Source organism: Streptomyces sp. NPDC000880, from assembly GCF_053599675.1.
Window position 1 is genome coordinate 1 of record NZ_JBSFMS010000178.1, and the last position, 10,508, is coordinate 10,508.

The following is a 10,508-nucleotide window of genomic DNA, read 5'->3' on the forward strand; positions in this document are numbered from 1 at the left end:
TCCTGCCCCCCCCCCCCCCCCCCCCGGCGCGCCCACGGCGCTGCTTCTAAAACACGCCCTTGGGACGCAGCGATCCCGGGCTCAGCTCAGCAGCGGCAGGACTTCTGTGCCGAGGCGCCGCACATTCTCCTCGGTGGCCGCGAGATCGCCCGAGCCCTCGGTGAGCAGGGCGAAGCGTGTGATGCCGGTACGTTCCGCCGTGGCCGCGATGCGGTCCGCGGCGAGCCGCGGCGGGCCCACCGGGTGCATCCCGCAGAGCAGCTCTGTGTACGCCACGGGGTCCCGCATCGCGCGGCGCCGCCCGTCGACGGTCACATGGGCGTCCAGGCCCTGTTTGAGCCAGCCCGGCATCGCCTTCAGCAGCGTCTCGGAGGCGTCGGCCCTGCGGTCCGCGATCTGGGCCACGCCCGCCGACACATGGCCGGCGTGCTCGACCTCCTCGGGCGGGCGGCCCGCGGCGAGCGCGTCCGTACGCCACCGGGCGACCATCTCCGCCTTCTCCTTGTCGTCGCAGTGCATCCCGAGCAGCATCGGCAGCCCGCGCTCGGCGGCGAGCTTCACGCTCTTCGGGGACGTACAGGCGACGATCACTTCGGGACCCTCGGCGGGACCGCCGATCAGTTCGTCCGGCCTTGGCACGACCGGGACTTCACGGAAGGCGAATCGTTCTCCCCGGGTGGCGACGCGGGGCTCTCGCAGCCAGCGCAGCAGCAGGTCCAGGGACTCCGGAAAGTCCTTCTCGTACGCATCGAGGCCCGTGCCGAAGACCTCCAGATCGACCCAGGGGCCGCCCCGCCCCACACCGAGAGAGAACCTCCCGCCACTTGTGAGATGCAGCAGCGCCGTCTGCTCGCCCAGCGAGACCGGGTGGGCACTCGGCAGCACGCTCACGGCTGTGCCCACCCGGATCCGCCGGGTGCGGCCGAGCAGCAGCGCGGCAAGTGTCACGGCCGACGGGCACACGCCGTACGGCACGAAATGGTGCTCGGCGAGCCAGACCGCATCCAGTCCGGACTCCTCCGCGACCTCGGCGGACCGCACCGCACGGTGCAGTGCCTCCCCCTGCCCCTGGCCCGGGAATTGGGCCGCCAGTACGAAAGTTCCCACGCGCATCGCCTATTGCCTCCTTGCGGCCGACGCGTCACTCCCCCTACCGGCAACAACGTCTGACACGTGCCCAAGGCACGGCCATTCGTGAAGTTGTTGCGATTTTCCGGTAACTGCCCCCTGTGGGTGTCACGGGTCTCATGCTGTGCGGTACGTCTACCCCGGACTGCGGCCCGTAGGCTGGATGGGAACTGTCCGGACTTGCCCCGTGAGGTGTCACGTGTCCCCGCGCCGCAACCGCCCCCGAGGCGGCGAGAAACCCATCGAACAGGCCGGCGAGCCGGGCGAGAGGTACGGCGGCTTCGGCCGGAGCGAGTCCTGGCAGGGCGAGGAGTGGCTGGTCCGCCATGTCGCCGGCGCAAGAGCCGCAGGCAAGCGGTATCGCTGCCCCGGCTGCGACCAGGAGATCCCCTCGAGCGTCCCGCATGTGGTGGCCTGGCCGGAGCACGGCGGCGTCGACGACCGGCGGCACTGGCACAAGGCGTGCTGGAACGCGAAGGACCGCCGCACCACGCGGGTGCAGCGGTCCCGTAACGCGCCGAGGTACTGAGGCTCCAGGAGCCTCGCGTGCCCTTACACGTCGCGCGTGTTGAGCGAGGCGTACGCGCCGGCCAGTGCCGCCGCCGTCACGCCCAGCATGATCCACAGCGGGTCCCAGCCGGCCGGACCCGACGTGGTTACGGCGGTGTCGTACAGCACGCCGATCTGGTTGGGGATCGAGTACTCGAAGAGGGCCTGCTGCAGATCCCGCAGCGACTCGGAGAACATGAACATGGCCAGCACCAGCGGCAGCAGCACGACGCCGATCATGATGGTGATCGCGCCCGCCGAGTGGCGGATCAGGGTGCCGACGGCGAGCGAGAGCAGGCCGAGGGCCGCGACGTAGAGGGCGATGCCGATCGTCGCGCGAAACCACTCTTCGCCGGTGGACGAGCCCTGGTTCACGATCACGGTCTGCAGGCCGCCCACGATCGCGGTGATCACCGTGGTGAGGGTGAAGACGAGCAGGAAGAAGACGATCGCCTTGGCGGTCAGCACGCGGGCGCGGCTGGGGCAGGCGGTCAGCGTGGTCCTGATCATCCCCGTGCCGTACTCGGAGGCGATGGTCAGCACGCCCAGCGTGATCACGCAGATGGAGCCGAGCAGTACGCCGAAGAAGCCGAGGGAGAGGACCGACTGACCCTGGAGATTGGCGTCCGAGGCGGAGACGGCGAACGCGGAGAGCGCGCCGATGCCGACCATCAGCACGATCATGACGCCGAGCGTCCACATCGTGGAGCGTACGGAACGGATCTTGGTCCACTCGGAGGCGAGGGCGTCGCCGAGGTGGGCGCTGCGCACCGGGATCGGCGAGGAGTACACGGCGGCGGGTGCGCCCTGCTGCTGGTAGGGCGCCTGCTGCTGGTAGGGGGTGGTCATCGGGCGTCCTCGGGCTTGGTCAGGTCGGCGGGGCGAGCGGAGCGAGATGGGGGTCCCCCCGGCCGAAGGCTGGGGGAGGCCGGGGGCACGGGCGGAGCGCCGGCGGGCGCGACAGGACCCGCGCCGGCGTACGGGTTCTGGCCGGGCTGGGGCGGCGGCGGGGCGTACCAGCCCTGCTGCGGGACCTCGGGGATCTGCTGCTGAGGCGGGAGGTAGCCCATCGGCGGCGTCTGCATCAGGCCCGACTTCTGGTCGGCGGTCGAGCGGTAGTCGACCGCGCCCTGGGTCATCCGCATGTACGCCTCCTCCAGCGAGGCCTGGTGCGGCGACAGTTCCCACAGCCGGACGTCCGCGCCGTACGCCAGATCGCTGATCTGCGGCAGCGGCAGCCCGGTGACCCGCAGCGCCCCGTCCGGCTCCGACATGACCTGACCGCCGGCCTCGGTGAGCGCGGCGGACAGCTTCTCGCGCTGCTGCGGCTCGGTCTGCGGCGTACGCACCCTGGCGAAGTCCGCGGAGTTGTGCGAGATGAAGTCCTTGACGCTCATGTCCGAGAGCAGCTGGCCACGGCCGATCACGATCAGGTGGTCGGCGGTGAGCGCCATTTCGCTCATCAGGTGCGAGGAGACGAAGACCGTACGGCCTTCGGCGGCAAGCTGCTTCATCAGATTGCGGACCCAGAGGATGCCTTCTGGGTCCAGGCCGTTGACCGGCTCGTCGAAGAGCAGCACCTGCGGGTCGCCGAGGAGCGCCGCCGCGATACCGAGCCGCTGTCCCATACCGAGCGAGAAGCCCTTGGAGCGCTTCTTGGCGACTTCCTGAAGCCCGACGACGCCGAGCACCTCGTCGACCCGGCGGGCCGGGATACCGGAGAGCTGTGCCAGCGAAAGCAGGTGATTGCGCGCGCTGCGGCCGCCGTGCACCGCCTTGGCGTCGAGCAGGGCACCGACCTGGCGGGGCGCGTTCGGCAGCTGCCGGTAGGGGCGGCCGCCGATGGTCACACGACCCTCGGTGGGCTGGTCGAGCCCGAGGATCATCCGCATCGTCGTCGACTTGCCGGCGCCGTTGGGGCCGAGGAACCCGGTTACGGCACCGGGCCGTACCTGGAAGGAAAGGTTGTACACGGCCGTCTTCGCGCCATAGCGCTTCGTCAGGCCGACTGCCTCGATCATTCTCCAGCCCCATCGACATTCGGGTCGTCGGGGCCCAGGCCGGTCCGGCCGTACGCCCCCGTAAGAGTTAGGAGGATATCCGGGCCTTGACGGTTCCGGCCAAGCAGTAACGCTACGGTTTCGACGGCAGCGAGTCGTCGAGCGGCGGCAGATCGTCGTAGAGCCGCAGCTCGGATGCGTCGTCGAGGTACGGAAGGAAGTCTGTCTGCGGCAGCACCCAGCCCTCGTCGCCGAAGATCTGTGTGCCCGCTTCCCGCAGCGTCCGGTCCGCGCCCGCCTTCTGCACCCAGGCCGCCGGATCGGGGCCCAGCAGCTTCCGCAGCCGGGGCGAGGCCTCCAGTAGGGCCGCGAGCAGCGCGGACTGGTCGCCGCCGCCCGGTCGAGGCAGGCCGTCCGGGTTCGCGAGGACGCCGTGCGCGCTGAAGTAGATGTACGCGCCGCCCAGCCGCTCCCCGGACGGCATCGTCATCTCGAAGACGTCGCCGGGCAGTATCGCCCGCCGGTAGTCGGGGAACTCGGTGTCGTCGACGGCCTTGAGCTGGTTGGAGTCCAGCCTCGCCGCGCGGCATGGGGGAGCGGCTGCGGGACGGGGAAGGGCTGCTGAATCTGGCGCTGGAGGCGCTGCGGGCCTGCGTCGGCACCGGCAGCCTCAGCCCGGAGCAGGACAGCGTGCCCCAGGAACTGCTGGCCACGCTCGCCTCGTTGACCGGCGCGCTCGCGCCCGCGGTGCTGCTCGGCATCGTACTGATCAAGATGTTCGCCCTGCGGCCGTTCGTCTGGCGGCGGCGCGCGAGCATCTCGCACGCCTGGGCGGTGGACTTTCCCGGCTATTCACGCCTCCACGCACAGAGCGAGGACGCGATCACTCGATCATGCGGCCACGCCAAGTGCGCGCAAAGCCCCCCGCCACTGGCGTGGCAGGGGGCTTGACGCCTTCTTGACCTACGCGACGGACCCCGCGAACGGGGGCGTACTCAGCGGGTCTGCTGAGCCGGGACGCCGCGGGAGATCGGCTCGTCGTCGGCGGGGGAGCCGGCCGCGGCCACCGCCGCACCGGTCAGCGTGGCCAGCATCTCGCGGACGTTGGTCAGCTGCGCGTTGATCGAGTCGCGGCGGTTGGTGAGCGCCGCCAGCTCGCGCTCCGATTCGCTGCGGATCCGGTCGGCCTTGGCGTTCGCGTCGGCCACGATGTCCTCGGCCTGGCGCTGCGCGGTCTCCACCGTCTGACGGGCCCGGCGCTCCGCGTCCGTACGCAGCTTCTCGGCCTCCAGGCGCAGCTGCTCGGCGCGGTGCTCGATCTCCGCCAGGCGCTTCTCCGCCTTCGCCTGACGCGAAGCCAGGTCCCGCTCGGACTGCTCGCGGCGCTTGGCGAGGTTCGTCTCGAAGTCCGCGGCGGCCTGGGCGGCCTTGGCGCGGGTCTCCTCGAAGAGCGCGTCGGCCTCCTCGCGCTTGGACTGCGCGTCCTTCTGCGCCTCGCTGCGCAGTGTAGAGGCTTCGCCCTTCGCCTTGTCGACGATACGGACGCCCTCGTCCTCGGCCTTCGCCTTGCGCTCGGCGGCGAACGACTCGGCGTCGTTGCGCACCTGCTGGGCGGCGGACTCGGCGAGCTCACGGTGCTGTTCGGCCGCGCGGCGGGCCTCCTCGCGCAGGTCCTTCGCCTCCTCCTCGGCGAGGCGGAGGATCTTCTCGACGCGCGCGCCGAGACCGGCGTACGACGGCTCCGCGTCGCTGACCTGGGCCTGGGCGTTCTGCGTCTCGAGGTGGAGTTCCTCGATGCGCTTTTCCAGAGAGGTGATTCGGGCCAGAGCACTGTCACGGTCGGCGACGAGCTTGGTAATGCGGTCGTCCACCTGACCGCGGTCGTAACCACGCCGCACGAGCTCGAAGCCGAAAGGGGAGGAAGTGTCGCTCATGGGGTTCCTGTCGAATGAGACCGGTGAGGTGATAGGGGGAATCCTAGGGGCCGAAGCGGCGTGTCATCGAGCGGATGACCGTTTGATCTGGAGAATGTCCAGCCTTTTGAGTGGCTAGCCGTCAGACGACTTGCCACTCGAACGTGTAACCCCTGCTGTCGCGCCCGCTCTGACGGCACCTGCGGCGGAGCCGCTGGTGGATGCAGCCTTGGTGCCCCCTGACGGAGCCTCGAATGACTCCAACGCTTCAAGCACGTCCTGGACACGGGAAATCTCCGCCTGAATGTCCTCGCGCCGGCGCACCAGCACATCGAGCTCGCGTTGGCCCTCGGCGACCAGCCGCTCGGCCTCGGCCTCTGCCTCCGCCTTGACCCGCTCTGCCTCGCGGGCCAGCTCGGCCTTCTTCTGCTCGGCCTCCTTGAGGAGCCCCTCGGCCTTGCGCACCGCGGCGATGCGGACCTTACTGGCCTCCGAGTTGGCCCCGGACACCAGCTCCTTGGCCTTCGCCTCGGCCTCGGTCCGCTGTTCCTCGGCGGTCCTGACCAGATGATCGACGCGCTCGCCGGCCGTCTTCATCTGCTCGGCCGTCTCCCGGCGGGCGCGCTCGTGCAGCTCGTCGATCTCGGCCTCGACACGGGTACGCAGCTCCTCGCCGCGCTCCCTTATGGCGGCGGCGTCGCGGCGCGCGCCGACCAGCAGTTCGTCCGCGTCCGTGCGGGCCTTCTCCACCAGGGAGTTGCCCTCCACGGTCGCCTCGGAGACCAGCCGCTCGGCCTCGTTGCGGGCCGCGCCGACCATTGTGTCGGCCTGCTCCTCTGCCTCGGTGGCCGCGCGCAGCGCCTCCTCCTGGGCCTTGTTGATGAGCTGGTCGGCCTGCTCGGCGGCGTCCGCACGGCGCTTGGCCGCCGTCTCGCGCGCCTCGTCGAGCGCACGGTCGGCCTCTTCGCGGGCCTTCGCAAGCATCTGCTCGGCCGCCGCCTCGGCGGCCGCCTTGACCTTCTGGGCCTCGGACTTGATGCGTCCGGCGGCCTGCTGGGCAGAGCCCACCGTCTCCGCGGCGTCGGCGCGCAGCCTCTCGGCCTCGCCGCTCGCCTCGGAGATCAGCTGGTCGGCCTGGGCCGCGGCGTTGGCACGGCGCTTGTCGGCGGCCTGGCGCGCCTCGTCCAGGATCTGTTCGCCGTCCGCGCGGATCGCGGCGTGCAGCCGCTCGGCCTCGGCCTCCGCCTCCGCCTTGACCCGCTGGGCGCCGGACAGCGTCTGTGCCGCCTCCGTCCGCAGCCGCTCGCTCTCGCTCGACGCCTCGCCGATGAGCCGGTCGGCCTGGGCGGCGGCGTCAGAGCGGATGCGGTTGGCATCCTCGCGGGCCTCGGCGCGGGCGCGCGAAGCGTCCTGCTCGGCCGAGGCGAGCGCGTCCGTCGCTTCCGTACGCATCCGCTGCGCGTACTCCGCGGTCTCGGCACGCAGCCGGTCCGTCTCGGTGATCGCCTCCCCGACGGTCCGCTCGGCCAGCGCGCCCGCGGCCTCCGTCTCCTCCTGGGCCCTGGCCCGCAGCCGGCTTGCGTCGTCCGCTGCCCGCTCCCGCTCGGCATACGCGTCGGCGCGGACCCGGTCCGCCTCCTCCTGCGCCTCGGTCCTGGTGCGGTCGGCAGCGTGCTCGGCGGCCGAGCGCAGCCCGGCGATCTCCTGCTCGGCCTGCTCCTGGAGGCCGTTGACCGAGTCCCGTACCTGCTGGGCGGTCTGCTCGGCGGCAAAGACCATCTCGGTGGCGCGGCGGTCGGCCTCCTCGACCAGCCGCTGTGCCTCGGTCTGCGCCTCCTCGACCCGCTTGCGGGCGGAGGCCAGCAGCTCCTCGCTCTGCTCGCGGGCCCGCTCGCGCTCCTGATCCGCCTCGCCACGCGCGGAGTCGAGGATCTCCTCGGCCTCCCGGCGGCGGCGGTTCGCCTCCTCCTGCGCGGCGGACAGCGCCTCGGCGGCCTCGGCGCCCACGCGTTCGGCGGCGGCCGCGGCCTCCGCGCGCAGCCGGTCGGCGCTGTCCTGCGCCTCGTTCTTGAGCCGCTCCGCCTCGTTGGCCGCGTCGCTGCGCAGCCGTACCGCGACGTTCTCCGCCTCGGCGCGGGTGGTCGACGCGTCCGACGCGGCCTCGGTACGCAGCCGTTCGGCCTCGTGCTCGGCCTGCGCCTGGAGCGTACGGATCCGCTCGGCGGCCTCGGCGCGCTGCCGCTCGGTCTCCTCGGCGGCCTCGCGGCGGATCCGCTCGGCCTCGCCGCGGGAGTCGGCAAGGTTCTGCTCGGCGGCGGCGAGGCGGGACTCGGCCTCGGTGTGCAGCCGGGTCAGCTCCTCGGCGGCCTCGGCCTGGCGTGCCGCGATGCCGCGCTCGGCCTCCTTGCGCAGTACGGCCGAGGCCTGTTCGGCCGCGGACTTGACGCTCTCCGCCTGCTCCTCGGCCTCCGCGCGCAGTCGCTCGGCCTCGCCGCGGGTGCGCTCCAGGGTCTCCTCGGCCTGCTTGCGCAGGGTGGTGGCGCGCTCGATCGCCTCGGTGCGGACCCGCTCGCTGTCGCTGCTCGCCGTGGCGCGCATCTCGTCGGCGTCGGCCCGCGCCTTCGTCAGCAGTTCCTCGGCGGTACTGGCCGCCTCCTCGATCTGCTGGACGGCCTCCCGGCGGGCCTCGCCGCGGATCCGCTCACCCTCGGCGACCGCCTCGGCGCGCAGCTGCTCGGCCTCGCCGCGCAGTCGGCGCGCCTCCTCCTGCAGTTCGACGGTCTTGGCGCGGTACTCCTTGGTGTCGTCCTTGGCCGCGCCCTTGAGCTGATCGGCCTGCTCGGCGGCCTCGCCGCGCAGCCGGTCCGCCTCCGCCTCGGCCTCGCGGCGGATCCGCTCGGCCTCCTCGCTCGCCGCGCGCGTGGTGGCCTTGGCGTCGTCGGAGGCCTTGGTCAGGACCTCCTCGGCGGTACGGGCCGCCTTGGCGAGCTGCGCCGCGGAGTCCTCGGCCGCGACCGTACGAGCCTTCTCCGCCGCGGCCGCGACCAGCTTCTCCGCCTCGGCCCGGGCGTCGGCGACCGACTGCTCGGCCTCCGCCTTGAGCGCCTCGGACTCCTTGGTGGCCTCGCTGACCAGCCGGGCGATCTCCGCCTTGGCGGTACGGGTGCGCTGCTCGTTGACCGACTCGGCGGACGCAAGCTGCTTGGCCGCAGACTCCTTGGCCTCGGTCAGGAGCTTCTCGGACTCCGCGCGGGCCTCGCGCAGCTTCTCCTCGGCCTCCTGGATCCGCTGCTCGGCGGTGCGGCTCAGCTCGGCGGCCTGCTGGCGGGCCTGGTCCGACTCGGCGGTGGTGGAGGAGCGCAGCTGCTCGGCGTGGCTGGTGGCTTCCTGCGCCTGGTTGGAGGCGGCGTTCAGCAGGCGTTCGGCGTCCTTGCGGGCGCGCAGCAGAATCGCCTCTGCGTCCGCACGGGCGGACTCCGCCTCGGAGCTGAGCCGCTGACGGGCCTCCTCGGCGACCCTGGCGGCCTCGGCGCGGGCGGCGGCCAGGGACTGCTCGGCCTCGGCGCGGGACTCGTCGAGGAGCCGGCGGGCCTGTGCCTCGGTGCGGGCGCGGAGTTGCTCGGCCCAGGCGACGTTCTCGTTGACGTGTGTCTCGACGGTCTGGCGGCGCTCGGCCAGCTCCTGGTCCAGGCGCTGGCGGCGCTGGACCGCCTCGGAGTGCAGCTCTGCCTGGAGCCTGGCCTGGTGCTCGGCGTGCTCCTGGAGGATGCGCTGGGTCTGGGCGCGGACCTCACGCAGCTCGCGCTCGGCGTCGGAGCGCAGCTGGTCGGCCTGGATCTGGGCGTTACGGAGCAACTGTTCGGCCTGGTAGCCGATGTCGGCGCTGTCGTAGGCAGGACGGGAGGCGAGGCTGCGGCGCGCTTCGTGGAGCTTGGCGCGCAAGACCTCGACCTGGTAACCGAGGTCCTCGGCGTGCTGGACGGCCTTCTCCCGCGCGGTCTTCAGCCGGTCCATCTCGGCTTCGAACCGCGAGAGGTGGTCGTCGTCAGCTCGGTGGCTCTCCTGGCGTTCGTAGCCCCGCACTGCGCGGTCCCATCCGTCCCCTGGTCGCAACTTTCTCCGTACGAGCACCGTTCCCCGGCGAACGGCCCCCCGGGGAATGGTGACAGATCCAACGGAGGGGACGCGGCGCGGCCCCGACCCGGCCCCGGCCCGGAATCGCCCACTCTACCGGGCCGGGAATCCGGAGGTCAGTGCTCCGTTGCAGAGGTGACGAGTTCGGTGAGAACGCCGTGGCAGTCCTTGGGGTGGAGAAAAGTGATACGGGAGCCCATGGAGCCGATACGTGGCTCGTCGTAGAGAACGCGCACACCCTTGTCCCGGATCGATTGGGCGTCAGCGTCCACGTCCGCGGTGCCGAAGGCGATGTGGTGAACCCCCTCGCCGTTCTTGGCCAGCCACTTTCCGACCGCCGAGTCCTCGCGGGTCGGCTCCAGGAGCTGGAGGTAGGAGGCGCCGCCGTCGGACGTCTCGTTGATCTTGAGCATGGCTTCGCGTACGCCCTGCTCCTCGTTGACCTCGGTGTGGAACACCTCGAAGCCATATGTGGCCCGGTAGAACTCGACAGTCTTGTCGAGGTCGAAGCAGGCGATCCCGATGTGGTCGATTCGCGTCAGCATTCCCCCAGTGCAGCGCCCCGGACGGTGGTTACGCAACGTGCGCGCGATCACACTGGCTGCCCGGTGACCGCGGGCCGTACCGCTCAGTACATTTGAGGTAAACCCTCGTTCACTCCTCAGCCTCGCGCTGGAAGGGGATCGTGCCTCATGTCTGGAACGACCGGTACCACCTCAGTGATCGTCGCGGGCGCCCGTACGCCCATGGGACGCCTGCTCGGCTCGCTCAAATCCTTCTCCGG

9 protein-coding genes are annotated in these 10,508 nt (G+C 71.5%); 2 read left to right on the plus strand and 7 right to left on the minus strand.

The genetic code is table 11. The annotated features are described in order from the left end of the window. Positions 1-81 precede the first annotated feature (81 nt). A complete protein-coding gene (locus ACWDO5_RS33465; protein ID WP_450534321.1) occupies positions 82-1,113 on the minus strand; it encodes an LLM class flavin-dependent oxidoreductase in 1,032 nt (343 codons plus the stop codon). Positions 1,114-1,327: 214 nt separating this feature from the next. On the opposite strand from ACWDO5_RS33465, the gene ACWDO5_RS33470 reads away from it, so the two are divergent. After that, positions 1,328-1,657 carry an ATP/GTP-binding protein gene (locus tag ACWDO5_RS33470; RefSeq protein ID WP_450534322.1) on the plus strand — a complete coding sequence of 110 codons (330 nt, stop codon included), beginning with the start codon at positions 1,328-1,330 and terminating at the stop codon, positions 1,655-1,657. A 23-nt stretch (positions 1,658-1,680) separates the two neighbouring features. On the opposite strand, the gene ACWDO5_RS33475 is transcribed toward ACWDO5_RS33470, so the two are convergent. The 3 genes from ACWDO5_RS33475 to ACWDO5_RS33485 all read right to left on the minus strand — a co-directional run bounded on the left by ACWDO5_RS33475 (position 1,681) and on the right by ACWDO5_RS33485 (position 4,167). Further along, complete coding sequence (locus tag ACWDO5_RS33475; RefSeq protein ID WP_450534323.1) at positions 1,681-2,526, minus strand: ABC transporter permease subunit; 846 nt, start codon at positions 2,524-2,526, stop codon at positions 1,681-1,683. Next, entirely contained in the window at positions 2,523-3,698 is a 1,176-nt protein-coding gene (locus tag ACWDO5_RS33480) for an ABC transporter ATP-binding protein (protein WP_450534324.1), read from the minus strand. The genes ACWDO5_RS33475 and ACWDO5_RS33480 overlap by 4 nt, the downstream gene beginning before the upstream one ends. A gap of 112 nt (positions 3,699-3,810) precedes the next feature. Next, on the minus strand, positions 3,811-4,167 hold the full coding sequence (locus ACWDO5_RS33485; protein ID WP_450534325.1) for a hypothetical protein: 357 nt from the start codon (positions 4,165-4,167) through the stop codon (positions 3,811-3,813). A 98-nt stretch (positions 4,168-4,265) separates the two neighbouring features. Here ACWDO5_RS33485 and ACWDO5_RS33490 point away from each other — a divergent pair, with 98 nt between their 5' ends. Then, entirely contained in the window at positions 4,266-4,628 is a 363-nt protein-coding gene (locus tag ACWDO5_RS33490; protein ID WP_450534326.1) for a hypothetical protein, read from the plus strand. Between the two features lie 44 nt (positions 4,629-4,672). Here the strand turns inward: ACWDO5_RS33490 and ACWDO5_RS33495 are convergent, their stop codons facing one another. From ACWDO5_RS33495 to mce, 3 genes are all read right to left on the minus strand, one after another. Then, complete coding sequence (locus ACWDO5_RS33495; RefSeq protein ID WP_450534327.1) at positions 4,673-5,611, minus strand: cellulose-binding protein; 939 nt, start codon at positions 5,609-5,611, stop codon at positions 4,673-4,675. Between the two features lie 114 nt (positions 5,612-5,725). Beyond that, on the minus strand, positions 5,726-9,673 hold the full coding sequence (gene scy, locus ACWDO5_RS33500; RefSeq protein ID WP_450534328.1) for a polarized growth protein Scy: 3,948 nt from the start codon (positions 9,671-9,673) through the stop codon (positions 5,726-5,728). A gap of 167 nt (positions 9,674-9,840) precedes the next feature. Next, positions 9,841-10,269, minus strand: coding sequence for a methylmalonyl-CoA epimerase (gene mce / locus ACWDO5_RS33505; protein ID WP_450534329.1), 429 nt, complete (start codon positions 10,267-10,269; stop codon positions 9,841-9,843). Positions 10,270-10,508: the final 239 nt, after the last annotated feature.

Coding starts and splice junctions, on each gene's coding strand:
- ACWDO5_RS33465 (WP_450534321.1), bottom strand. CDS start 1,113: ATGCGCGTGGGAACTTTCGTACTGGCGGCCCAATTCCCGGGCCAGGGG.
- ACWDO5_RS33480 (WP_450534324.1), bottom strand. CDS start 3,698: ATGATCGAGGCAGTCGGCCTGACGAAGCGCTATGGCGCGAAGACGGCC.
- ACWDO5_RS33485 (WP_450534325.1), bottom strand. CDS start 4,167: ATGACGATGCCGTCCGGGGAGCGGCTGGGCGGCGCGTACATCTACTTC.
- ACWDO5_RS33490 (WP_450534326.1), top strand. CDS start 4,266: ATGGGGGAGCGGCTGCGGGACGGGGAAGGGCTGCTGAATCTGGCGCTG.
- ACWDO5_RS33495 (WP_450534327.1), bottom strand. CDS start 5,611: ATGAGCGACACTTCCTCCCCTTTCGGCTTCGAGCTCGTGCGGCGTGGT.
- mce (WP_450534329.1), bottom strand. CDS start 10,269: ATGCTGACGCGAATCGACCACATCGGGATCGCCTGCTTCGACCTCGAC.
- ACWDO5_RS33475 (WP_450534323.1), bottom strand. CDS start 2,526: ATGACCACCCCCTACCAGCAGCAGGCGCCCTACCAGCAGCAGGGCGCA.